The following is a 22,806-nucleotide window of genomic DNA, read 5'->3' on the forward strand; positions in this document are numbered from 1 at the left end:
AACAATTGATTAATTTTTTCAATCAATATCAAAAAAAAGAACTCTGCAATTTCTTACAGAGTTCTTGGTATTATTTAGATTACTTCAATCTGATTTCTCAATAAATCTTCAAATTCATCTCTTTTACGAATTAAGAGCGCTTTTCCGTCTAAGAAAAGAACTTCGGCTGGTTTTAATCTTGAATTAAAGTTTGAACTCATTTCAAAACCATACGCTCCCGCATTATGGAAAGCCAAAACGTCGCCTTCTCTTACTTCATTCAATTTTCTGTCCCAAGCGAAAGTATCTGTTTCACAAATATTTCCAACTACAGTATAAATTCTTTCTGCACCTTTTGGATTAGATAAATTTTCAATCTGATGATAAGAATCGTAAAACATTGGACGAATCAAATGATTAAATCCAGAATTAACTCCAACAAAAACAGTTGCTGTTGTTTGCTTGATAACATTTGCTTTTACTAAAAGATATCCGCTTTTTCCAACCAAGAATTTTCCCGGTTCAAACCATAGTTCGAATTTTTTTCCTGTAGATTTTGAAAACTCGGCGATTACTTTTTCCACTTTTTTTCCTAACGTTTTCACATCAGTTTCCTCTTCGCTGTCTTGATAAGGAATTTTGAAACCGCTTCCCATATCCAAATATTTCAGATTCGGGAAATGCTCAGAAAGCTCCAACATGATATCTAAAGCCTGTAAGAAAACATCAGGATCTTTAATTTCGCTTCCTGTGTGCATGTGAAGACCTTCAACATTCAGATTTGTACTTTTCATCACTCTCTCGATGTGACGAACTTGGTGAATTGAAATGCCAAATTTACTGTCGATGTGACCTGTTGAGATTTTATAATTTCCTCCTGCAAAAATGTGTGGATTGATTCTTACTAAAATTGGGTAAGTATTTCCGTATTTGTTACCGAATTGCTCAAGAATAGAGATATTATCGATATTAATGTGAACTCCGTGCGTCATTGCTTCCTCGATTTCAGCTAAGTCGACACAGTTTGGAGTGAATAATATTTTTTCTTTCGTAAAACCTGCTTTTAAACCAAGCTTCACTTCATTAATTGATACACAATCCAAAGAAGCACCCAAGTTCTTGACATACTTAAGGATATTAATGTTTGTCAACGCCTTCGCCGCGTAGAAGAACCTTGTGTGTTTTAAAAAAGAAGATGTAAGTTTCTCGTATTGAATTTTAATCGATTCTGCATCGTAAACGTACACCGGTGTGCCAAACTCATTGGCAATCTTTAATAATTCTTTTGAATTCATAATTTTATTTTAGCATAAAAAAGGCAGATTCTTCCTAAAAAGAGTCTGCCAAAGTATTATTTTTATGCAAGGCAACTCTTTTAAACATTCCAAACCTTAGAAAACTTTACAGTTCCCTTTTTTCCAGCTTTATTTTGTTTAAAATTGTGCATTGCTTTGTTTTATTTTTTACAAAAATACTAATTCTTTTTTATTTCGAGAAAATTGTTTGAAAAGCACCCTCTTCTTGATAAGAATTAATACGTTGTAAAACATCATTTTATTTTGGTAACGGCAGCGTTTCAAAGTCGCCACGAAGTAACGCCAACTGCAAATCATTATTTAAATCTGCGGTTGATAGAGGCAGATCTATTTTTAATTTAGAGATCATACTCAACGTCTGAATTTGGGTGAAGAGTTCGTAAAAACCGTAAGAAACAGCTTTTCCATTTTCTATAATTAAGAATAGTTTTTCGCCTAATTTTCTTCCCTGTCCAAGCCAAAGCTCATTTCTTTTTTTGAAATCTATTTTCTTTTTGAAGACATTAATATCAGTATATTCTTCAAAACTTCCAATAAACTGGACGGCTTTTGTACCTTGAGTAAAAGATTTGAATTTCAGAATTGGTCTTTCTGATTTATTCAGCTGATTTTTCTCAACAATATATTTATTATTTCTAAAATAAAGTCCGAAAGGATAAACTTCTCTCTTTTTGATATTTTTTGAATTCAATATCAACTTGGCAATAATATCGGTTCCGGTAAGTTCAAAATTAATTTGAGTAACTCCCGTCTGAATTTCTTCCCATCTCTTAGATTTGGAATTAAAAACCTTTTTCGAAAATTTATTAATATCCTGAACATAATCGGAAAAGATAATTTTCCCGCTTTCGTTTTGGAAATAGACAAAGCCTCTTTCATTCGGAAGATCTTGCGTTAACTGCTTGATCTTATTGATATAAGTATTTGCATTTGTTTCTTCGTGCTGCTCCTGAATGATCTCATTTTTAGTATCTTTCGAAACTAAAAGTTTGAATAATTCTAACGTAGCCCGTGCATCACCATCTGCTCTGTGATGATTTGTTAAAGGAATTCCCAAAGATTTCACCAATTTACCCAATGAATAACTTACCTCATCAGGAATCAGTTTTTTAGCTAAAGGAATTGTATCTAAAGTGTTGATTTTAAAATCATAACCAAGCCTTGCAAACGATTGGCGAAGCATTCTGTAATCGAAATCGATATTATGTCCAACCAACGTTGTATTTTGAGTAATTTCGATCACTCTTTTTGCAATTTCATGGAATTTTGGAGCAGTTTTGACCATTTTTGGAGTAATATTGGTCAATTTCTGAACAAAAGGTGTGATATCTCCTTCAGGATCTACCAAAGAAATAAACTGATCGACAATCTTCTGACCATCATAACGGTAGACAGCAATATCTATAATGCATTCTTTCCTGTAACCTGCACCATTACTTTCTATATCTATTATTGAATACATTATAATCTGTTATACAGCTAATTTTATGATTAATACTAATAATTACTGCCATCAAAATCCCTACAGTAGCCAATAAACTACGTACATAACTTATGCCATAAATAAAAAGGATTTTATCTCATCTTCCTTACATACCCTCACATTATGTAAAAATTCATTGTTGAAATCAACTTTTCAAACAACGAATACATCTATTTTTTATCGATGAATAGAGGCAGTCGTGCTAAATTAACAAAAATTATGTCAAAAAAAAGTAAATCTTGAATTTAAACTATCTATAATTATATTGAAATTGACAAAATCAACCCATATTATTATCTTTTTCTGCCTCCCAAACCAAACATTCCTAAAAGAGCTTTTGCCCCTTCACGCATTAAAGTGCTGGTAAACGTTCTTCCTGCTTTGCTTTGTAAAACTTGTTCAAACATTCCCGGTTCTTCTTTTACAGGTCTTGATTTTTGGGTTGGAGCAGAATTTTGAGCTGCTTGTTCCATTCTGCTTGTCAGCATTTCGTAGGCTGACTCTTTGTTTATATCTTCTTGATATTTAGCAACTAAACTAGAATTATTCACTAAATCGGAAACTTCAGAATCACTTAAAACATCCATTCTAGATTCAGGAGAAATTAAATAGGTATGAACCAACGGTGTAGGAATTCCTTTTTCATCCAAAGCAGTAATAAACGCCTCCCCGATTCCTAGATTTTGAATTAAATTGGAAGCATTATAAAATTCCGTTGTAGGATAATTTTCAACTGCTTTTGATATTTCTTTTTTATCTTTTGCTGTAAAACCTCTCAATGCGTGCTGAATTTTTAATCCTAATTGAGAAAGCACACTTTCTGGCACATCGCCCGGAATTTGAGTGATAAAATAAATCCCAACTCCCTTAGAACGAATCAGTTTTACCATCGTTTCTATTTGTGAAAGCAATGCTTTTGAAGATTCATCAAACATTAAATGAGCTTCATCAATAAATAAAACCAATTTTGGTTTCCCGCTGTCTCCTTCTTCTGGGAAAGTCATATAAATTTCAGCAAAAAGAGAAAGCATAAAAGTTGAAAATAATTGTGGCTTATTCTGAATATCAGCAACTCTCAAAATATTTACAACACCTTTTCCGTCTCTGGTTTCAAGCAAATCATGAACGTCAAAACTCAGCTCACCAAAGAAATCTGCCGCTCCCTGTTGTTCCAAAGCAACGATTGATCTCAAAATAGCTCCCAAAGAAGCCGGAGCAATTGATCCGTAATTAGCAGCCAGTTCTGCCTTGCCTTGCGCATTATCTGTAACGTATTGCAGAACCTTTTTCAGATCATTAAGATCGATTAAAGGCAATCCTTTGTCATCAGAATATTTAAAAACGATTGACATGATACTTTGCTGAGTATCATTTAATTCTAAAATTTTACTTAATAAAACAGGACCAAATTCAGTAACAGTTGCTCTTAATTTCACTCCTTTTCCACCCGAAATCGTCATCAATTCTACCGGAAAAGCCTGTGGATTATAGGGAAGCTGCGTTTTAGCATATCTTTCTTCAATAATAGGATTCACTTGTCCTGCTTCTGCAATCCCAGAGAAATCACCTTTGATATCCAAAACCAAAGATGGAACTCCCGCATGAGAAAGCTGCTCTGCAAAAACCTGCAACGTTTTGGTCTTTCCGGTACCGGTTGCTCCGGCAATAAGTCCGTGTCTGTTGATTGTTTTTAAAGGAATGGTTACATTAATTTCTGATACCACTTCGCCGTCCAGCATTCCTTTTCCTAGTATAATATGTTCACCTTTTGGAGTGTATCTGGGAGTTAATTCTTCAATAAATTTCGCTTTATCTGCCATTTGTTCTTTTTTAACTTATAAATATAAAATTTTTTATAAAACTTTTAATCATCGAAAGAATATTCATGATTTAGTTCAGCTTCAAATTTCTATAAATTTTGCTTAAATTAGTCATGCTAATAAAGAAAATCAGAGAGAATATTTATTATCATTAAAAACAAAATAAATATTCACTTACAATCTTCATATAAATTAGACTAATAAAACTTTATAGATTTACTCTATTATTATCGATATTTTATTTTATCCCGTTTTTAAAAAATAAAACACGATTTTTGTAGATTGAATAATAACAACAAAATTGTTAAAGAAATAAGATGAAAGTTGAACAAATATATACAGGCTGCCTTGCTCAAGGGGCATATTATATAGTATCAGAAAATGAAGCTGTGATTATAGATCCATTAAGAGAAGTTAATCCTTATTTGGCTCGCCTTGAAAAAGACAATGTAACTTTAAAATATATTTTTGAGACCCATTTCCATGCAGATTTTGTTTCAGGACATTTGGATTTAAGTAAGAAAACGGGAGCCCCAATTGTTTATGGACCGACTGCTAATCCTGATTTTGAAGCAATTATTGCAGAAGACAATCAGATCTTCGAGATCGGAAAAGTAAAAATAAAGACCTTACATACTCCTGGTCATACCATGGAAAGTACAACCTATCTTTTAATTGATGAAAATGGTGTTGAAACTGCAATTTTCACGGGAGACACGCTATTTTTAGGAGATGTAGGAAGACCGGATTTGGCTCAAAAAGCGACCAATCTTACTCAAGAAGATCTTGCAGGAATTTTATACGAAAGTTTACACAGCAAAATACTTCCATTAGATGACAGCATTACGGTTTATCCGGCTCATGGAGCAGGTTCAGCGTGTGGGAAAAATATGCAGAAAGAAACGGTTGATATTTTAGGAAATCAAAAAAGAACCAATTACGCACTGAATCAGCCGGATAAAGAATCTTTCATCAAAGAAGTTTTAGATGGATTAACAGCTCCACCAAAATATTTCGGAATGAATGTGGCCTTAAACAAAGGAGGTTACGAAAGCCTTGATGATGTTATGGATAAAGGATTAAATCCTGTCTCTGTTGAAGATTTTGAAAGCTTTGCAGAAGAAACTGGCGCTTTAATTTTAGATACAAGAGGACCTGCAGATTTCCAGAAAGGTTTTATTCCAAACTCTATTAATATTGGACTAAAAGGAGATTTCGCACCTTGGGTTGGGACTTTGATCGTAGATGTAAAACACCCTTTATTATTGGTTTCTGATGAAGGAACAGAAGAGGAAGTAATCACAAGATTGAGCAGAGTTGGATTTGATAATGTTTTAGGATATTTGAAAGGAGGATTTGATTCATGGAAAAATTCAGACAAAGAAATTGATGAAGTAACAAGAATTTCACCTGCAGAATTTGCAGAACAATTTACTGAAAATACAAAAGTAATCGACGTTAGAAAGCTTGGAGAATACTCTGCAGAACATATTGACAACGCTTACAACAAACCATTAGACAACATCAGTGATTGGGTAACCACAATTGATGATTCTGAGCATTTCTTCCTACATTGTGCGGGAGGTTATAGAAGCATGATCGCAGCAAGCATACTTAACTCACACGGAATCAGAAACTTTACTGAAATAGAAGGCGGATATAATGGAATTAAAAAAACTGAAAAATTTCCAACTTCAGACTTCGTTTGTCAATCAAAAACATTGTAAGATTTTAAATATGAAAAATAAATTTCTCGGATTAATTCTTGTATCAATTTTTGCATTAACTGCATGTAAAACAGTAGCAACTGCAGACGTTTCGAACGCAAGCATCAAAAAAATAATCAATAATCCGGATGTTACTTTGGTAGACGTAAGAACTCCTGAACAATTTGCAGGAGGATCAGCAAACAACGCGATCAACGTTCCTTTAGCTGAAATTATAAACAATCCCACATCTCTAAAAGGTAAAAAAGTAGTTGTTTTCTGTAATAAAGGAATACAAGCCGATGAAGCCGTTAAAATCTTAAAGAAAAACGGTGTTGAAGTTTATGACGGAACGAGCTGGAAAAATGTAAAAGGCATTCAGGATTCCAGCCTTTAAATATTGAAACTTTTAACTAAAACCAAAAACTATGTCACAAAAATTTCAAGAACTTATTGAATCCGAAAGACCGGTATTGATAGACTTTTTTGCAACTTGGTGTCAGCCATGTAAAGTTCAGTCTTCGGTTTTAAATACAGTAAAAGAAAATGTTGGCCAGGGAGCCAGAATTATAAAAATAGATGTTGATCAATATCCTGCCATTGCTTCTCAATACGGCGTGCGTGGAGTTCCAACGTTAGCCATCTTCAAACAAGGAGAATTACTTTGGAAAGAAAGTGGTGTTCATGATGTGAATACGTTGACTCAACTTTTAAAACAATATGAATAGAACTGTGATTTTTCACAGTTTTTTTATTTTAAACCACAGATTTTCACAAGTTTACACAGATATTTGCGCTTTAGTATTTAATTATTTGTTTATTAAAATATGCCTAAACATCTGTGTAAACTTGTGAAAATCTGTGGTCATAATAATTTAAAAATCAATCGAAAAAGAATCTCGATCATTCAAAAACTGAAAATGGTTTCTGAAATCATTTAATTCATTCATATCTAATTCTGAAGAAACGATATTTCCATTTTTCGTAGAAATTTCTTTTCCATCTGCGAAAAAACAATGCGAACTTTCCTGATAAAAAAGATCATTTCCATCTGTCCCGATTCTATTTAAGCCAAAAACAAAAGATAAATTTTCAATCGCTCTTGCTTTCAGAAGATGCTCCCAAGCTCCTACTCTTTTTTCAGGCCAATTCGCAACATATAAAATAGCATCGTAATCATCATTATTTCTCGCAAAAACAGGAAAACGAAGATCGTAACAAACCTGTAGTAAAAATCTGATTCCTTTATAGTTAACAATCATTCTTTCCTTTCCGGGAGTATAAACTTTATCTTCTCCAGAAAAAGAAAACAGATGTCTTTTATCATAAAAAACAACCTCTGAATCTGGCTGAACGAAATACATTCTGTTATAGAAATTTCCGTTTTCTTCCACAGGAGCACTTCCGCAAAATGCAGCATTCTTTTCTTTTGACAGTTTCTTTAAAAACGCTAAAGATTCTTCATTTCTGTCTGAAACTTCAGAAGCATCCATGCAAAAACCTGTTGAAAACATTTCCGGCAAAAGGAATAAATCGGCTTCAATATTTTCTAACTCTTTTTCAATTAATTGAAAATTTTCATCTTTATTTTTCCAGATGATATCTAAATTTAATCCTGCGATCTTCATAAACTTTGTTAAATAACTTCCATAAAAATACGATTTTCCCTTGATTTCGGTTCTATTTTTGATGCGGATATTTTTTAGTAATAACATCGAAAAAGTAAAATTTATGAAGAAATTGGTTTTTATGTTTATGTTAGTATTGGGAGGAGCTTTGGTAAATGCTCAAGCTTACACCGGAAAAGGAGATCAGAAAGTCCAATTGGGATTGAGTGCTTGGGGATATGGAACGGGAGTTACAGGAACTTATGATTATGGTTTAAACAAACTAATTTCAGTTGGAGGAGGTTTGAACGCCTATTTTAGTGGATATAAAGATGATGATAAAGACAACAGAGTTTTTATCTTCGGAAGATTGAATTTTCACTTGCGTGAAGCATTAGATCTGCCAGAAAAATTAGATATTTATCCAGGTGTAGATGTAGGAGTTCTTGGAAAAGACTTCGGAATCGGGGCTCACATTGGTGCAAGATACTTTTTCACAGAGAAAATCGGGGTATTTGCAGAAGTAGGAAACAATGGCAGTCTCGGAGTTTCGCTTAATTTGTAGAAAATAGTCTTAATATATGACAAAGCTTCTCGTTTCGGGGAGCTTTTTTATTTGGCATAGTTTTGATAATTGTTACCTTTGCAAATTAAATCTAAATTTTATTAATGGAATTAGCAATCAAGATTTTCCAGTTTATATTAAGTATCTCTATTTTAGTGGTTCTTCATGAGCTTGGACACTTTTTACCCGCAAAATACTTTAAAACCAAGGTGGAAAAATTCTATCTGTTTTTTGATCCATGGTTCTCAATAGCAAAGAAAAAAATCGGTGAAACAGAATACGGTATCGGATGGCTTCCTTTCGGAGGATATGTGAAAATTGCCGGAATGGTAGACGAAAGCATGGATACCGAGCAATTGAAGCAACCGGCTCAACCTTGGGAATTCAGAGCAAAACCGGCTTGGCAGAGATTAATCATCATGTTGGGTGGAGTTACGGTAAACTTTTTCTTGGCTTGGTTAATTTATAGCTGTTTATCTCTATTTAACGGAGAAACTTATACCGACCTTACGAAATTTGAAAACGGAGTTGAAGTAACGGAAGCCGGCAGAAAAATGGGCTTCCAAAATGGTGATAAAATCATCAGCATTGACGGAAAACCTAACGAAAGACTAGAAAACGCTTCCATTAACATCCTTTTAGGTGATAATGTAACAGTTTTAAGAGATGGAAAAGAAGTCACTTTCCCTGTAAATACTGAGGGTGTTGCAGAAGTTCTTAAACAAAAAGAAGCAAAATTATACATCAGCCCAAGAATGCCAATGGTTATTGATTCTTTGGCAACTCCTTCATCTAAAGCATCAGGTTTAGCTGTTGGTGATAAAGTGGTTGGAATTAATGGTCAAAAAGTTTCTTTCTTTGATCAGGTAAGCTCTATTTTAATTCAAAATAAAGGAAAAACCATTTCTGTTGATGTTGAAAGAAACGGAGCTGTTCAGACTTTAGCTTCTGTTCCTGTTGATAAAAACGGAAAATTAGGCGTACAAATTGCGACTAAAAATCTTGCTAAATCTATTACAACCAATAAACATTATTCTTTCGGAGAATCTATTCCTAGAGGATTTACAAGAACTATTGAAGCATTAACAATGCAAGTTAAGCAGTTCAAAATTATGTTTAACTCTAAGGTTCAAGGATATAAAAACGTTGGTGGACCAATTGCTATCGTTAAAAACATGCCTGTAAATAAAGCTGCTGACGGAAGTATCGGTATTAACTGGCCGGCTTTCTGGAGTTTCACAGCAATGTTCTCTGTTTGGTTAGCATTTCTGAACTTAATTCCTATCCCAGGATTGGATGGTGGACACGTTATCTTTACTTTATATGAAATTATTGTAGGAAAACCTGTACCTCAAAAAGTTTTAGAGAATGCACAAATGATCGGAGTTATCTTCCTGTTAGGCTTAATGTTACTGATCTTTGGAAGTGATATCTTTAAAGTGTTTACAGGAAAATTATAGAAATATTTAAAATATTTTTTAAAAAAACTTGCATGGTATAAATATCAGTCCTATATTTGCACCACTTAAAAATAAGGACATTCCTCCTTAGCTCAGTTGGTTAGAGCATCTGACTGTTAATCAGAGGGTCCTTGGTTCGAGCCCAAGAGGAGGAGCGAAAGCTAAAAAGAGTTACAAAACATTTTGTAACTCTTTTTTATTGCATATAACCTAAATTTTCTCAATCCTCAATATAGATAAATTCACATCTCTTAATTTTAAAAAGATGGCAGAAAATAATATCTTGCAAATAAAAAATATGAGTTCCATTATTGTAAGGAAAGCCGAGCCGAAAGATTATCCCGCCATTATCGAGCTGCAAAATGCCAACACTCCGGATCAATTAACTGAAGAAGAAAAGAAACAAGGCTTCATAGTTTCCAGTATGACTGAAGAAACATTAGATGGTATTAATAAAAATTTAGGCGTTTTAGTTGCTGTTGAAGATGATCAATTAGCCGGGTTTGTATGTCTTGCAACAACTAATCCCTTACCGGAACATCCTGTTGTAAAAGCGATGTATGAAAGTTTTCCTCATCAAATATTTAATGACAAAAAATTGACAGATTATCGAGTATTTATCTACGGTCCTGTTTTGATTAATTCTAATTGGAGAGGAAAAGGAATCCTGAAAAAGCTATTTGCCGCCGTGAAAGATTTTACTAAAAAAGATTACGATCTGGGAACCGCTTTTATTAATGATAAAAATCCACATTCTTTTGCTGTGCATGTTGATGGTTTAGGAATGACAGCTTTAAAGCCTTTTAATTATAAAGAAGAGACATTTCAATTGGTTGTTTTTTCTGTTTAAACACTGAGAAAATGGATTATAAAAAATATTTTTAAGCAAATTTGAAAAATATTTTATTTTTTACTTTTTATCAATTCATCTTTAGATTAAACTTCAAAATACTGAAAAATAGACAGATAAAAACGTCATGCTTTTTTCGTCATTAAAAAAAGTAAAAGTCATCGAATAAAAATTCAATTTTTCTGCCATAATTTGCTTTAAACACTTGCTTCATATCAATATTCATATTATATTTGCATCACCAAAACAACGGAAAATTCCTCCTTAGCTCAGCTGGTTAGAGCATCTGACTGTTAATCAGAGGGTCCTTGGTTCGAGCCCAAGAGGAGGAGCAAATCCATCAGATTATTCTGATGGATTTTTTTATGTCCAATTTTTTCTATTTCCTTTTTCAAATTTCAATTATTGATTTCCTTTCAATATTCGTTTACATCTATATTTCAATGTTTTATAATGATAATTTATTAAATATTTAAACAAAAATGTCATATTTAATTAATATTTTATCATTAATTTGTGAATAATTAAAAAATAGATTTATGAAAAAACTAATTTTACTAACGTTATTACCTTCTGCTATTTTCGCTCAAGTCGGTATCAATACAAACACTCCAACATCCACTTTAGACATTACAGCAAAAGCCTCAACAGGAGCTATAACAAATGTAGACGGAATGCTAATTCCCAGGATCAACCTTCAACGTGCACAGTTAATGTCAGCAGTTCCAACATCTACACTTATTTATGTAAATGATCTTTCTGTAGGAACAGCCGCAGGTATCGCTGCCGATGTTACATCCACTGGCTTTTATTATTTTGACGGTACAAAATGGACAGCTCTTGTTACTTCTCTTAATAACAATGATTGGCATTTGACAGGAAATGCAGGAACAAATCCCGCTAATAACTTCATAGGAACATCTGACAATCAGAATGTTATTTTTAAAAGAAATAATATAGAATCCGGACTACTAGGAACCTTAAACACTTCTTTCGGAGTCGGCTCTATACCTCAAACATCTACCGGTTTATTCAGCACAGCTTTTGGAGCAGGCACTTTACCTATTTCAACAGGCTTTGCAGGAAGCGCATTTGGATATCAGGCCTTAAATGCAAATACTACCGGACAGGGAAATACAGCATTCGGATATCAAGCTGCGAGAGCAAACACTATCGGGCCGCAAAATACAGCAATAGGCTATGGAGCACTTACAGCAAACACAGGAGGAGGAAGCAATGTCGCTATAGGATATAACTCACTAAGTACTTTAAATCTAACTGCAAACGGTTCATACAACGTCGCAATTGGTACAAGCTCATTAACAAGCTTAACATCAGGCGTTAGTAATGTAGCTATCGGTGATGCAGCAGGAATTGCAAATGGAGGCGGAGTAACTTTAACTTCCGGAAATGGAAATATTTTGATAGGAAGAAACACGACAGTTCCAAACGCAACTGGTGATAATCAAATGAATATAGGTAATGCCATTTTCGGGGTTAATTTAGGTAATAATATAACAGCGCTAACAGCAAATGTCGGTATCGGAACTGCCGCTCCAACTACAAGGCTACATGTTGTTGCAACAACAGCAAATGCTAACAGGTATAATCTTTTTGACGCCACTGCAGGAACAAATCAATATGGGATACTTACCCTTAGAAATTCTTCTCCTTTAGCTACAGGAAATTATTCACTTATAGGATTTACCAATAGCGGACCTACTTCTGGAGGAGGAAACTGGGCTTTAGGTTCAATTCGTACAGGAGCTACAGCCGTTAACGGTTCTGAAGAAGATTTTTATATTGGAAACTCTACCGGCGGAGCTCTAACCGAGAGATTAAGAATAAAACCAGACACAGGATTTGTAGGAATTGGAACGACTACACCTACAGCAAGAGTGGAAATTGCATCAGGCGCAACCGGAACATCAGGATTAAAATTCACCAACATTAATAATACTACAGCCACTACACAAAACGCTGCAGCTTTAGGAGTAGACGCTACCGGAAATGTTGTTATTCAAAACAATGCTCCATTAACATCTACTTTTAAATCTTTTAGTATTAATGCCAGTGCTCCTACTGCATCTTTAATTAGTATTGGTACGCTAGAGTTTCGTTTCCCTTTAACAACATGCACGGGTACAACCGACTCATATATACAAGTGAGATCAACCAGTGGAGCTAACAATATAGGAATTCTACATGGCATGATAAAAACAGCGCAAGATGTTTCATCTATTGTAAATACAGCTCCTTTAACCACTACTCCAACATTTACGAACATTACCTCACTTCCCCTAAACTGTGTACAAGATGGACATGCACAATTTAATTTCTATTCTTACACAGACAGAACATTTTATAGAGTAAATGTAAACATAGCAGATGGTGACACCTTAGGTTTTGGAGCCTTAGGATATATTTTTGTTGAGCTTCAGAGATAGATCTTTTAAGTATTTATCATTTTAACAAATTAATAACTATAACACCGTCATTTTGATGGTGTTATTTTGTTAACTTTGCGCTTTTGTATTTATTTAAAGAATTTTTTTTAAATTTTACTATTTTATAAATAAACAGCATACTTTTTGTTTATGCTAAATGCTTGAAGAAACAACAAATGTTAATTAATAACTCCAAATATTACTCTTTCTCTTTTTTTCTATTTTTAACCAGCCTCGTCTGTGCTCAAAACTCAGCAAACGGCAAAATTTTAGATTCGAAAACAAATAAGGAAATCAGCGGTGTAGATGTTTTCATAAACGATAACAACAAACCGGCTTTAACTACGACGACAGGAAATTTCAGTGTTCAGTCAGACAGTATTATTTACAAATTAAAATTTCTAAGAAAAAATTATGCCTTAGAAAACATAACCGTTACACCCGAAAATGCTAACAATCTTTTCGTAAAATTATCTCAGGAAAAAGTAGAAAGTATTCAGGAGGTTGTTATTCATAACGAAAAACCAAAATACAAGAATAAAAAGGAAAATCCGGCTTACGCGATCATGCAGGAAGTCTGGAAAAGAAAAAGAAATAACGGATTAGATAAATTCGATACTTACACTTATAAAGAATACGAAAAAATTCAGTTTGATGCCAACAATCTGGATAGCGCTTTTATGAGTAAAAAAATCTTCAATAAACTAGATTTTATATTCGATTATGCAGATTCTACCGCAAGTGGAAAAATAGGACTTCCAATTTTCTTGAATGAATCTATTTATGAAAACTTTGGAAAAAATAAACCCGATAAAAGAACAAAAAGACTATTGGTTGCTCAAAAAACCTCTGGTTTTCAAGATAATCAGGTAATTACTATTACGGCAAAAAATCTTTATCGTGACATTAATATTTACGATAATACCATCAATTATTTTGATATAGGATTTCCAAGTCCGGTTGGAGAAACCGGTTTTAGCACTTACGATTATAACTTAGTCGATACGATCTCAATCCGTGGAGAGAATGCCTACAAAATAAGATATTTACCCAAAAGAACCGAGGTTTTAGCTTTCCAGGGCTATCTTTATATAGATACAGACAGCTATGCCGTTTTGGGAGCGACTTTAAAATCAACTCAAAAAATAAATGTCAATTTCATCAACTCAATTTCAACAGAACTTGAATATGATAATCCTGATGAGAATACATTTCTACCTAAAAAATTCGTTACAGAGATCGAATTGACCCCTTTTGCCAAGAAAAAAACATCAAAAAGCATTATTGCAAAGCGATCCGTGGATTATTCAAATTATGAATTTAATAAACCTTTAGAAGATAAAGTTTTTGTTCGAAGAGAAGAAGAATATGAAAATAATTTCGTTGATAAAGATGATGCTTACTGGGTAAAAGCCAGACCTGATTCTTTGTCTAAAAGCGAACAGGGAGTTTACGAAATGCTTGATAAACTTCAGCAGACACCGAAATTCAACAGAATTGTAAAGATTTATGAAACATTGGCTTCTGGATATTACAATGCATTTAAGGGAATAGATATCGGTCCAATATTTTCAATCTACGGAAAAAATGAGGTTGAAGGAGATAGAATAAGATTGGGTGCAAGAACCTATTTTGGGCAAAACGATCCATGGAGAATTCAGTTCTATACTGCTTATGGTTTTAAAGATCAGCAGGTTAAATATGGTGTTGAAGGTCGATACATGTTCAACAGAGTCAACAGATTTATGATCGGAGGTGGAAACCGAAGAGACATCCTTCAACTGGGTGTTCAGTTGACAACCGATGACGGCATTATGGCTCGTTCATTTGCATCATCAACCGTTTTTGCGAGAGGTGAAAACGCTTCATTAAGTTCATTAAATCAAACCAATATATTCACATCAATTGAGCCTTGGAAAAACTTCCAGATTCGTGTTGATGGAACCATGCAAAGCATTAAATCTGCCAATCCAGATGGATTTAATCTAATGTATTACAGAAATGGAGACCTAAGAAAAACGGTGAATGACTCTCATGTTACCATTAGTTTGATCGCAAGACCGGGAGCAAAATTTTCTCAAACCGGGGTCGACAGATATGAGCACGGAACTTTAGCGCCAACAATCGTTTTAAAATATACGAGAGGTATCGAAGGTTTGTTTAATGCAGATTTCAACTATAATAAGCTTCAATTTATGTTCTACAAGCCAGTTTTGATTGGAAGTTGGGGTAAAACATTAATTAATTTCGAAGCAGGTAAAAATTTCGACACGGTTCCGTTGGCTTTACAGAATATTGTTCCGGGAAACCAGTCGTACAGTTTAGTTGGAAATACTTTTGCACAGCTTAATTATTATGAATTTGTTGCAGATACGTATACAACATTACATTTGGAACATCATTTTAATGGAAAAATACTTTCTTACATTCCTTTAATTAAGAAATTGAAATTGAGAGAAGTAGCTTTCATCAGAGGAGCTTACGGAACTTTAAGTGATGCTTCAAAATCTATTAATGTTGAAGGTTTCAAATATTCTGCTCCGAGCGAACATGTTTATTACGAATATGGTTTCGGAATCGAGAATATAGGTTTTGGAAACTTAAGAATTTTCAGAGTAGATTTCAACTGGCGAGGGAATTACCTTGACCGACCAGATATTTCCAAATTCGGGATCAAAGCAGGATTCCAAGTTGGGTTTTAAAATACAAACTCCTTGTTCATTGAGCAAGGAGTTTTTTATTTCATTAAGATTCTGCCGGATAATCTTTGCAGCTGTTGCAATGAGCTACAATGTAAACTACATTACAAGGCGGTCTCTGCCCTTCCGGAATTTTACAGTACACATCACACGGTAAACAATCTTTTACCGGAAGCGCTCCTCCCATTACATTTTTAAGCTCTTCTCTGTTGATTTTCTTTAAATTTTTCATAATAATTAATATTTAGTTTGATGATTTAATTAAACATTGGAAATTTAAGAAAATTATTCTTTACATCATTGACTAAAAAATATTAGAAAATAATCCGGAAAACTTGTATCTGGATTCTTACAGAATGACAAATTTTGCGATTTTTACAAATGGTTTAAAGAAACGACCACGACCCTAGCCCTGATTGGAGCATTTGTTTGAGCTCATTTTTCTCAGTTTTCGGCTGCGGCGGCTTTGCCGCCGCAGCCGAAAACTGAGAAAAATAGCGAGTGCGGAAAGCAGGAAAAAGCTTCAAATAAAAATAAAGGCTTTTCAATGTAGCCAGATTTCTCTTGCAAAACAATAAAATTCAACGAATCCAAAAAAACTCCAAACAAAAAAAATCCCCGACCAAAGCCGAGGATTACATTTTTATAGAACGCTTAAATAATTATGCGTTTGGTTCTACAGATACGAAAGATCTGTTGTTTGCTTTCTTTCTGAAAACTACTTTACCGTCTACTAGAGCAAACAAAGTGTGGTCTTTACCCATTCCCACGTTAGTACCTGGGTGGTGTTGTGTACCTCTTTGTCTGATAATAATGTTTCCGGCAATAGCTTCTTGTCCTCCGAAGATCTTCACACCTAATCTTTTAGAGTGAGATTCTCTACCGTTCTTGGAACTACCGACTCCTTTCTTGTGTGCCATTTTATTACAGTATTATTTATTAAGTGCTTTAAATTGATCAATATTCTTAACGATAGCAGCATCTACTTCTTCGTGAGTAAGAACAGTTTTCTCTAATTCAACTTTAACTGCTTTACCTAAAGTAATTAAAGTTTCTCTGTTTTCTTTAGACTGAGACAAGTTGTTTTTCTTCAAGTGATAGTTCAACTCGTGATCTTCACCAAAGTTAACAGTTGCGTTGTCTGAAAGAACTTCAGCTTTCACAGTTTCTTTTTTTGCAGCTTTCTTTGGTGCTCCTTCAAAACCAGTGATACCAGTGATTTGAATTTGAGTTAAAGATTGTCTGTGACCATTTTTAACTTGGTAACCTTTTCTTCTTTTCTTCTTGAAAACGATTACTTTATCAGCTTTTACATGATCTAAAATTTCAGCATCTACTACGATACCGCTTACAGCTGGGGCGCCAACAGTGATTGAACCGTTTACAGTAAGAAGAATTTTATCGAAAGATACTTTATCTCCTTTTTCTCCTTTCAAACGGTTTACAAACAACTTCTGGTCTTGCTCAACTTTGTATTGAAGCCCTGCTATTTCTACAATTGCAAACATTGTTTATAAATTTTTAGTTAATTCGAGGTGCAAATATAAGAATTAATTTTCAATTACCTTATAATCAAATCAATATTTTTTACACGACAAACATATCACTATGCGTTGAATAATTTTTAACACTAAATAGCTCGTTCATAACAGATTATTTTATACCTTCGTTTTCACCAAAAAATATTTAATATGAAAATGAACTTTAATTTCTGCTTACTAGCAGGAGCCATTGCTGCATTCTCACTGACAGCATGTAACGACGACAAAATGGAAGACACCATTCTTCCGGAATCTCAAACCGAAACTTCAAAAATCGAACAACCCGGAGATCTGCAAAAGCAATGTTCTTATGTTGATCAATACTGGAGCTCAAATGCAGTTTTAAAAACGACTCTTAAAACAACAACTGACACCAATTTCATGAATGCTCAAATGACCAAGATCATCAGTCTTTGGGGTGGAACGAGCTTAACTTTCAGGTTTGTGGATGATGCATCAAACCCAAATTCAACGTACAATGCAATTTCGTATTCAAATGGTAAAATCTATTATGGATACGCTATTTATTATGATGCAAAAGCAAAAGGAGGAGATATTGTAAATGCAATGATTCTTGCTCACGAATACGGGCACCAACTTCAGTATCGCTACAATTTACCTTCTGTAAGTGAATCTACAGCAAGACCAAATGAATTGGAAGCTGACGGTTTCGCAGGATATTATTTGAGAAGACCGAACGGTTACAATCAAACAACATTTGCGCAAATTGCAGCAGCTTATGAGTTTGCTCAAAGCATTGGAGATTATCAGACAACAAGTGCGGGACACCACGGAACTCCGCCACAGAGAAGATCTGCAGTTCGTTTAGGTTTCCTTTTAGGACAGTATGATCTTTCTGCTGCCGATTTCGATTATAACTTCTTCTATTATTATCAAGGAGTTTTAAATGGAACTTACAAACAGGCAAAAAATACCAGAAATCCTGAACTTGATGCCTACATGAGTCAATATATCGACGAATTAAGAAAAATTCAGACTGGAGAAATTTCTGCTGAGGAATTCAAAGATCTTAAGTAAACATTCATTTTTAGCATATTTAAGAAAGGAGGTAAACGATTCGCTTTACCTCTTTTTTATTTATTTGAAATAATTCCTAAACTTTATTTACTTTTGAACTTTATCATCCATAATAATGAACAGAGATCTCTACATTGATTTTGCAAAAGGACTGGCAACGCTTTCCATTATATTTATTCATACCGCATTCTGGTCTGGGCAATTTTATATTCCGGCCGAGGTTAGAGTATTTTCTTTGGTTTTTGATGTTGCTTTATTCTATGCTTTAAGTGGAATTACCTCAGGTTCAAATATTGAGAAAACTTTTTACAGATTATTAAAACTACAGATCACCTACATGATCTTCGTAACATTTTTATTCTTTTTAGATTACTTTTTTAAAGTTTTTGGACTAAGTTTTTTCTCTTTGGAATGGTTACAGAGATTTTATTCAACATTTGGATCAAAATATGCCACGACAAGTATTTCTACAGTTCCACAATGGCAAAATCTCGGAAACTGGTATCTTCATCAATACACAAATGCAGACACTTTTCCTGTTGTGATGGGAAGTTTTTGGTATTTAAAAGTGTATTTCATCCTTACCGTTTTTGGCGTTTTAATTTTAAAATTCTTTCCAAAACACATCAATTGGTTTATCGGAATTTGTATTGCTTTAACTTTACTCTTCAATATTTTCCCATCGTTTTATCCTACAGGACAAGTTGGTTATGTAGCTTTTTATATGGCCATTTTCTTAATTGCCAATAGAATGCGCGGTAAAAAAATCCAAACTAAAATGATTCCCGTTCTTTACGGAATTGTCGCAGTAGCCTTAGCCTGGATGTTTTGGTATTATGGAAGCGAGATTTTTTATAAAATCAATAAAAATAAATTCCCGCCAAAAATTCCTTATATAATATGGTCTCTATTTTCTTTGACTACTCTATTTGTTTTTTACAACAGATTAAAAATCACGAAAGAAAATTTTGTAACGTACATTGGTAAAAATGCCATCTTTTTCTATTTCGCTCAAGGATTAAGTTCATCTCTAGTCTATTTTCTTGTAGTTCCATTGAAAGAAAATATGCCGTGGTGGATTTTAATGGTATTAATTTATATCATTAATATTATTCTGGCATTTATTATTTCAACAGGATTGAAGAAGGTTGACAGTTTTGGCTGGAATATCTTAGAGATTTTAAGAAGAAAAACGGAAATTAAATAAATTAATCTCCTTTTCTTCCTCCCCTTACCAAAAGAGCAACAATAATAATTAAAACAACCGCTCCAATAATAAGATAAGTAGGCTCAGCGTACCATTCTGTTGTAGTTGTAGTTTTAGTTTCATTTGTACTTACAGCCGTTTTTGCAGAATTTTCCTGAGCAAAAGCAAAACAAGAAAAAGCAAATGTCAAAATAAGAGAAAGAAATCCGTTTAATTTGTTTTTGAAAATTGTAATTGTTTCCATGATAGTTTAAATTTTTAATTATATTCTAGTAATATCAAATAGAATACCATGAAATTTAAACGGATTAATTAAAAACATAAAAATTATAAAATCAAGGGCATAATAAAACTTCTTAGTTATCGCAATTTATTTTAATTTTACAAAAAATTTATACAATGTTTAAGTTAAAACTTCTTACCGACCCAAGATGGGCTAATATTGCAGAAGGAAATCTCGGAGAAATTTTGACGGATCACGCTTGGTGCGAGCAGAAAGCTACAACAAACGCTATAAGTTTGATCAATATGCTTCCTGAACATCCGGAAATCGTAACAGAACTTATTGCTATCGCTCAGGAGGAGCTTGACCATTTTAGTCAGGTTCACGAGATCATTAAGAAAAGAGGATTTGTTTTCGGGAAAGCAAGAAAAGATGATTATGTCAATGAATTGGCTAAATTTGTCGTTCAGGGAACAAGGGAAGATCTTATTGTTGACAAATTACTTTTCGCTGCAATGATTGAAGCGAGAAGTTGTGAACGTTTTAAAGTGCTTACAGAAAACATTAAAGATGAAGAACTTGTCGTTTTCTACAGAGAATTAATGATCTCAGAAGCAAATCATTACACAACTTTTATAGGTTTTGCAAGACAATTGGGAGATCCTGAAAAAGTAAACAAACGTTGGGAAGAATGGCTGGAATATGAAGCCAACATCATCAAATCATACGGAAACAAAGAAACAATACACGGTTAAAATAAATACAGTAAACAAACGTTGAAAAAATTAACTTTCGAGAATATCACTAATTTCTTTCTGAAAAATTTCTTTCAGGGATTGGTGATTATTGGACCAATCGGACTTACCATTTTTGTCATTTGGTATGTTGTCACATCTGTTGACAATATTATTCCGTCGGTTGCCAAAGAAATTCCGGGGTTGGTTTTTATTTCAACGATTTTAATTACTGCTCTTCTAGGGTTTTTAGGAAATAAATTCGTTGTCGGAAAATTCTTTTTCGATTTAGTGGATCGTTTACTTGAAAAAACTCCCGGCGTAAAGCATATTTACACACCAACCAAAGACGTAATGTCTTCATTTGTAGGAGACAAGAAAAAATTCAACGATCCTGTTTGGGTAAAAACCAATGAAAACCCAGAGATTTGGAGAATCGGATTTTTAACACAAAAAGAAATGGAAGATGTAGACAAGCACAATTATGTTGCTGTTTATCTTCCTCATTCTTACGCTATTTCGGGTTGGGTAATTGTAACTGAAGAAAAAAACATCAAACCTGTAGTGGGAATGACCGCAGCTTCGGCAATGAAATTTGCTGTAAGTGGTGGTGTAGCAGGCTTCCATTCAGACGATAATATTTTTAAGGCACCGGAATAATTCTTTTATTCCATTTAAAAATACTTGATGAATTTGAATTTATTTCAAACAAAATTTTCGTTACAAACAATCTAATATAAAATATCATGAATTTACCGTACGCGGAACCTTTCCGCATTAAGATGATTGAAGAAATCCGTCAATCAACCAGAGAAGAGAGAGAGCAGTGGCTTAAAGATGCTAACTATAATTTATTTAATCTAAAATCTTCACAGGTTTATATTGATCTTTTAACAGATTCAGGAACCGGAGCAATGTCTGACAGACAATGGGGAGCGCTAATGACAGGAGACGAAAGCTATGCAGGTTCTCGTTCATTCGAACAATTACACCAAACTGTACAGGATATCACAGGTTTCAAATATCTTTTACCAACTCACCAAGGAAGAGCTGCTGAGAACGTTTTGTTTTCAGTATTAGTAAAAGATGGTGATGTAGTTCCTGGAAACTCTCACTTTGATACTACAAAAGGTCACATCGAGCTAAGAAAAGCACACGCAATCGACTGTACGATTGATGAAGCATTTGATATTAATAATTTACATCCATTCAAAGGAAATATCAATCTTGAAAAGCTGGAAGAAGTTTATAAAAGTCATCCAAAAGAAAAAATTCCTTTCTGTTTAATTACCATTACATGTAACTCTTCTGGAGGACAGCCTGTTTCTCTTGAAAACATGAAAGCAGTAAGAGAACTTTCTAATCAATATGGAATTCCTGTTTTCTTCGACTCGGCAAGATTCGCAGAAAATGCTTATTTCATCAAAAAAAGAGAGAAAGGACAAGAAAACAGAACGATTAAAGAAATTTGTAAAGAAGTTTTCTCATATGGAGACGGAATGACGATGAGTTCTAAAAAGGACGGATTGGTAAACATCGGAGGTTTCATTGCGTTAAACAACGAAGAAGTGTTCAGAAAAGCATCTAGCTTCACCATTATCTACGAAGGTTTCATCACTTACGGTGGTATGGCAGGAAGAGATATGGCAGCTTTGGCAGTTGGTCTTGATGAAGCAACAGAATTCGCTTATTTGGAAGGCAGAATTTCTCAGGTCGAATATCTTGGTCACAAATTAATTGAATACGGAATTCCTGTTCAGAAACCAATCGGTGGACACGCAGTTTTTATTGATTCATTAAATTTCTTGCCTAATGTTGACCGTTCAGAATTTCCTGCGCAGACTTTAGGACTTGAGATTTATAAAGAAGCCGGAATCAGAACTGTTGAAATCGGAACTTTATTGGCAGACAGAGATCCTGAAACAAGAGAAAACCGTTATCCTAAGTTGGAATTGGTTCGTTTAGCAATTCCTAGAAGAACTTATACAAACAATCACATGGATTATATTGCTGCTGCGATTAAAAACGTTTACGAAAGACGTGATGAGATTGCAAAAGGTTATAAAATAACATGGGAACCAGAACTTCTGAGACACTTCACAGTGCAATTGGAAGAAGCATAAAAATTTAA

The 22,806-nt window shown here is 33.9% G+C and carries 21 protein-coding genes and 2 tRNA genes; 15 read left to right on the forward strand and 8 right to left on the reverse strand.

From position 1 onward, the window contains the following. Positions 1-74: 74 nt before the first annotated feature. From lysA to AC1Q7L_RS07030, 3 genes are all read right to left on the reverse strand, one after another. Positions 75-1,274: a diaminopimelate decarboxylase gene (lysA, locus tag AC1Q7L_RS07020; protein WP_185097278.1), complete on the reverse strand. Its 1,200-nt coding sequence runs from the start codon at positions 1,272-1,274 to the stop codon at positions 75-77. 259 nt (positions 1,275-1,533) lie between these two features. Then, the gene (locus AC1Q7L_RS07025) at positions 1,534-2,757 is read right to left on the reverse strand and encodes a 3'-5' exonuclease (protein WP_492304862.1); all 1,224 of its coding nucleotides are present in this window, start codon (positions 2,755-2,757) and stop codon (positions 1,534-1,536) included. Between the two features lie 314 nt (positions 2,758-3,071). Then, positions 3,072-4,598, reverse strand: a complete 1,527-nt coding sequence (locus AC1Q7L_RS07030) for a helicase HerA-like domain-containing protein (protein ID WP_492304863.1) — start codon at positions 4,596-4,598, stop codon at positions 3,072-3,074. A gap of 317 nt (positions 4,599-4,915) precedes the next feature. On the opposite strand from AC1Q7L_RS07030, the gene AC1Q7L_RS07035 reads away from it, so the two are divergent. The 3 genes from AC1Q7L_RS07035 to AC1Q7L_RS07045 are packed head-to-tail and all read left to right on the forward strand — an operon-like array spanning position 4,916 to position 7,032. Next, positions 4,916-6,325 (forward strand): MBL fold metallo-hydrolase, encoded by a 1,410-nt coding sequence (locus AC1Q7L_RS07035; RefSeq protein WP_492304864.1) that lies wholly within the window; start codon positions 4,916-4,918, stop codon positions 6,323-6,325. 10 nt (positions 6,326-6,335) lie between these two features. Then, entirely contained in the window at positions 6,336-6,701 is a 366-nt protein-coding gene (locus AC1Q7L_RS07040; protein ID WP_492304865.1) for a rhodanese-like domain-containing protein, read from the forward strand. Positions 6,702-6,732: 31 nt separating this feature from the next. After that, positions 6,733-7,032, forward strand: coding sequence for a thioredoxin family protein (locus tag AC1Q7L_RS07045; RefSeq protein ID WP_410691921.1), 300 nt, complete (start codon positions 6,733-6,735; stop codon positions 7,030-7,032). 147 nt (positions 7,033-7,179) lie between these two features. Here the strand turns inward: AC1Q7L_RS07045 and AC1Q7L_RS07050 are convergent, their stop codons facing one another. Further along, positions 7,180-7,932, reverse strand: a complete 753-nt coding sequence (locus AC1Q7L_RS07050) for a nitrilase-related carbon-nitrogen hydrolase (RefSeq protein ID WP_492305344.1) — start codon at positions 7,930-7,932, stop codon at positions 7,180-7,182. Between the two features lie 103 nt (positions 7,933-8,035). Here AC1Q7L_RS07050 and AC1Q7L_RS07055 point away from each other — a divergent pair, with 103 nt between their 5' ends. The 7 genes from AC1Q7L_RS07055 to AC1Q7L_RS07085 all read left to right on the forward strand — a co-directional run bounded on the left by AC1Q7L_RS07055 (position 8,036) and on the right by AC1Q7L_RS07085 (position 15,935). After that, entirely contained in the window at positions 8,036-8,476 is a 441-nt protein-coding gene (locus AC1Q7L_RS07055; protein ID WP_066759611.1) for a DUF6646 family protein, read from the forward strand. A 104-nt stretch (positions 8,477-8,580) separates the two neighbouring features. Beyond that, positions 8,581-9,936, forward strand: a complete 1,356-nt coding sequence (gene rseP, locus AC1Q7L_RS07060; protein ID WP_492304866.1) for an RIP metalloprotease RseP — start codon at positions 8,581-8,583, stop codon at positions 9,934-9,936. Positions 9,937-10,017: 81 nt separating this feature from the next. Continuing rightward, positions 10,018-10,091 (forward strand) — tRNA-Asn (locus tag AC1Q7L_RS07065). Positions 10,092-10,234: 143 nt separating this feature from the next. Then, positions 10,235-10,786 carry a GNAT family N-acetyltransferase gene (locus AC1Q7L_RS07070; RefSeq protein ID WP_492304867.1) on the forward strand — a complete coding sequence of 184 codons (552 nt, stop codon included), beginning with the start codon at positions 10,235-10,237 and terminating at the stop codon, positions 10,784-10,786. Positions 10,787-11,044: 258 nt separating this feature from the next. Further along, positions 11,045-11,118 (forward strand) — tRNA-Asn (locus tag AC1Q7L_RS07075). A gap of 207 nt (positions 11,119-11,325) precedes the next feature. Beyond that, the gene (locus tag AC1Q7L_RS07080; protein WP_492304868.1) at positions 11,326-13,233 is read left to right on the forward strand and encodes a beta strand repeat-containing protein; all 1,908 of its coding nucleotides are present in this window, start codon (positions 11,326-11,328) and stop codon (positions 13,231-13,233) included. Positions 13,234-13,394: 161 nt separating this feature from the next. Continuing rightward, positions 13,395-15,935, forward strand: a complete 2,541-nt coding sequence (locus AC1Q7L_RS07085; protein WP_492329378.1) for a DUF5686 family protein — start codon at positions 13,395-13,397, stop codon at positions 15,933-15,935. Between the two features lie 43 nt (positions 15,936-15,978). On the opposite strand, the gene AC1Q7L_RS07090 is transcribed toward AC1Q7L_RS07085, so the two are convergent. The 3 genes from AC1Q7L_RS07090 to rplU form a co-directional block, all read right to left on the reverse strand. Continuing rightward, entirely contained in the window at positions 15,979-16,164 is a 186-nt protein-coding gene (locus AC1Q7L_RS07090) for a bacteriocin-like protein (RefSeq protein WP_410691915.1), read from the reverse strand. Between the two features lie 430 nt (positions 16,165-16,594). Further along, positions 16,595-16,852 carry a 50S ribosomal protein L27 gene (gene rpmA / locus AC1Q7L_RS07095; protein ID WP_034701234.1) on the reverse strand — a complete coding sequence of 86 codons (258 nt, stop codon included), beginning with the start codon at positions 16,850-16,852 and terminating at the stop codon, positions 16,595-16,597. A gap of 12 nt (positions 16,853-16,864) precedes the next feature. Continuing rightward, positions 16,865-17,440, reverse strand: a complete 576-nt coding sequence (gene rplU, locus AC1Q7L_RS07100) for a 50S ribosomal protein L21 (protein ID WP_410691914.1) — start codon at positions 17,438-17,440, stop codon at positions 16,865-16,867. Between the two features lie 183 nt (positions 17,441-17,623). On the opposite strand from rplU, the gene AC1Q7L_RS07105 reads away from it, so the two are divergent. Next, the gene (locus AC1Q7L_RS07105; protein ID WP_492304870.1) at positions 17,624-18,511 is read left to right on the forward strand and encodes a metalloprotease; all 888 of its coding nucleotides are present in this window, start codon (positions 17,624-17,626) and stop codon (positions 18,509-18,511) included. A 115-nt stretch (positions 18,512-18,626) separates the two neighbouring features. Beyond that, positions 18,627-19,718 (forward strand): acyltransferase family protein, encoded by a 1,092-nt coding sequence (locus AC1Q7L_RS07110; RefSeq protein WP_492304871.1) that lies wholly within the window; start codon positions 18,627-18,629, stop codon positions 19,716-19,718. 1 nt (position 19,719) lies between these two features. On the opposite strand, the gene AC1Q7L_RS07115 is transcribed toward AC1Q7L_RS07110, so the two are convergent. Beyond that, on the reverse strand, positions 19,720-19,962 hold the full coding sequence (locus AC1Q7L_RS07115; protein ID WP_066754236.1) for a hypothetical protein: 243 nt from the start codon (positions 19,960-19,962) through the stop codon (positions 19,720-19,722). A 155-nt stretch (positions 19,963-20,117) separates the two neighbouring features. On the opposite strand from AC1Q7L_RS07115, the gene AC1Q7L_RS07120 reads away from it, so the two are divergent. The 3 genes from AC1Q7L_RS07120 to tnaA all read left to right on the forward strand — a co-directional run bounded on the left by AC1Q7L_RS07120 (position 20,118) and on the right by tnaA (position 22,798). Beyond that, the gene (locus AC1Q7L_RS07120) at positions 20,118-20,696 is read left to right on the forward strand and encodes a MiaE family protein (protein WP_410691910.1); all 579 of its coding nucleotides are present in this window, start codon (positions 20,118-20,120) and stop codon (positions 20,694-20,696) included. Between the two features lie 21 nt (positions 20,697-20,717). Further along, positions 20,718-21,335 (forward strand): DUF502 domain-containing protein, encoded by a 618-nt coding sequence (locus tag AC1Q7L_RS07125; RefSeq protein WP_410691909.1) that lies wholly within the window; start codon positions 20,718-20,720, stop codon positions 21,333-21,335. Positions 21,336-21,421: 86 nt separating this feature from the next. Beyond that, on the forward strand, positions 21,422-22,798 hold the full coding sequence (gene tnaA, locus AC1Q7L_RS07130; RefSeq protein WP_492304872.1) for a tryptophanase TnaA: 1,377 nt from the start codon (positions 21,422-21,424) through the stop codon (positions 22,796-22,798). The last annotated feature ends 8 nt before the right edge of the window (positions 22,799-22,806 follow it).

The sequence above is a fragment of the Chryseobacterium sp. GW823-FHT05E08 genome, assembly GCF_058795655.1.

Bases quoted from the DNA above. Each gene is read 5' to 3' on its own strand.
- AC1Q7L_RS07080 (WP_492304868.1), top strand. From the start codon at position 11,326: ATGAAAAAACTAATTTTACTAACGTTATTACCTTCTGCTATTTTCGCT.
- AC1Q7L_RS07070 (WP_492304867.1), top strand. From the start codon at position 10,235: ATGAGTTCCATTATTGTAAGGAAAGCCGAGCCGAAAGATTATCCCGCC.
- lysA (WP_185097278.1), bottom strand. From the start codon at position 1,274: ATGAATTCAAAAGAATTATTAAAGATTGCCAATGAGTTTGGCACACCG.
- rpmA (WP_034701234.1), bottom strand. From the start codon at position 16,852: ATGGCACACAAGAAAGGAGTCGGTAGTTCCAAGAACGGTAGAGAATCT.
- AC1Q7L_RS07120 (WP_410691910.1), top strand. From the start codon at position 20,118: ATGTTTAAGTTAAAACTTCTTACCGACCCAAGATGGGCTAATATTGCA.
- rplU (WP_410691914.1), bottom strand. From the start codon at position 17,440: ATGTTTGCAATTGTAGAAATAGCAGGGCTTCAATACAAAGTTGAGCAA.
- tnaA (WP_492304872.1), top strand. From the start codon at position 21,422: ATGAATTTACCGTACGCGGAACCTTTCCGCATTAAGATGATTGAAGAA.
- rseP (WP_492304866.1), top strand. From the start codon at position 8,581: ATGGAATTAGCAATCAAGATTTTCCAGTTTATATTAAGTATCTCTATT.
- AC1Q7L_RS07030 (WP_492304863.1), bottom strand. From the start codon at position 4,598: ATGGCAGATAAAGCGAAATTTATTGAAGAATTAACTCCCAGATACACT.
- AC1Q7L_RS07110 (WP_492304871.1), top strand. From the start codon at position 18,627: ATGAACAGAGATCTCTACATTGATTTTGCAAAAGGACTGGCAACGCTT.
- AC1Q7L_RS07045 (WP_410691921.1), top strand. From the start codon at position 6,733: ATGTCACAAAAATTTCAAGAACTTATTGAATCCGAAAGACCGGTATTG.
- AC1Q7L_RS07055 (WP_066759611.1), top strand. From the start codon at position 8,036: ATGAAGAAATTGGTTTTTATGTTTATGTTAGTATTGGGAGGAGCTTTG.
- AC1Q7L_RS07025 (WP_492304862.1), bottom strand. From the start codon at position 2,757: ATGTATTCAATAATAGATATAGAAAGTAATGGTGCAGGTTACAGGAAA.
- AC1Q7L_RS07115 (WP_066754236.1), bottom strand. From the start codon at position 19,962: ATGGAAACAATTACAATTTTCAAAAACAAATTAAACGGATTTCTTTCT.
- AC1Q7L_RS07040 (WP_492304865.1), top strand. From the start codon at position 6,336: ATGAAAAATAAATTTCTCGGATTAATTCTTGTATCAATTTTTGCATTA.
- AC1Q7L_RS07050 (WP_492305344.1), bottom strand. From the start codon at position 7,932: ATGAAGATCGCAGGATTAAATTTAGATATCATCTGGAAAAATAAAGAT.
- AC1Q7L_RS07105 (WP_492304870.1), top strand. From the start codon at position 17,624: ATGAAAATGAACTTTAATTTCTGCTTACTAGCAGGAGCCATTGCTGCA.
- AC1Q7L_RS07035 (WP_492304864.1), top strand. From the start codon at position 4,916: ATGAAAGTTGAACAAATATATACAGGCTGCCTTGCTCAAGGGGCATAT.
- AC1Q7L_RS07090 (WP_410691915.1), bottom strand. From the start codon at position 16,164: ATGAAAAATTTAAAGAAAATCAACAGAGAAGAGCTTAAAAATGTAATG.